The sequence below is a fragment of the Streptomyces sp. WM6386 genome, from assembly GCF_000972385.1.
Lineage (GTDB): Bacteria > Actinomycetota > Actinomycetes > Streptomycetales > Streptomycetaceae > Streptomyces.
This window is the reverse complement of sequence record NZ_JXTE01000389.1, coordinates 1-579: the sequence shown is the minus strand read 5'-3', so window position 1 is coordinate 579 and position 579 is coordinate 1. Positions and strand designations below refer to the sequence as shown.

At 75.0% G+C, this 579-nt stretch carries 1 protein-coding gene; it reads right to left on the bottom strand.

The genetic code is table 11. From position 1 onward, the window contains the following. The coding region (locus tag TN53_RS48890; protein ID WP_234441857.1) for a hypothetical protein at positions 1-285 on the bottom strand (285 nt) is incomplete at its 3' end. Between the last annotated feature and the right edge of the window lie 294 nt (positions 286-579).

Sequence of the window (579 nt, the reverse complement as noted above, 5' to 3'; positions counted from 1 at the left end):
GTCCCGGCCGGGTGGGTGAGCTGTCAGTCGCCGGTCACGGCCCCGATGAGGGTCTCGGGTTCCTTCCAGGCGAAGGGTTCCGCGACGACCGCGGGGGCGCCGGCGCCGTAGGGGATGTCCGAGGCCGGCCGACAGCGTGCTGTGTGCCCGCAGCGCGGCGGCCACCAGCCGGTCGCCCGGCGGGCACCGGCCGTGGTCCGGGCCGTCGCCCGCCATGGAGCGGGCCTCGGTCCAGGCCTGGGAGGTGAGTTCGACGGTCCGTGGGGGTGTCGTCGGGGCCGGCATGACGGCCCTCCTCGGCTGGTCGGGTATACGGCGTCAGCTGATCGGGCGCGGAATCGCTCTGCCGGGGCACGCGAGGGGACGCCCCGGGCGCATGAGCGGGCGGCAGGGACTCGGAAGGGGACGGCCGGGGTGCGACAGCGGCTGGTCGGTTGTGCAAGCGGCCAGGCGGGGTGTGCGAGCGACCGGACCCGCTGGCCTGGGGGCGGCAACGGCTGTCGGGGGCGTGCGTGTGGGAAGTCAGCGTGGTTGAGGGGTCATCAGGAGCCGTTGCGGATGCAGGGTGGTGTGTGCTGC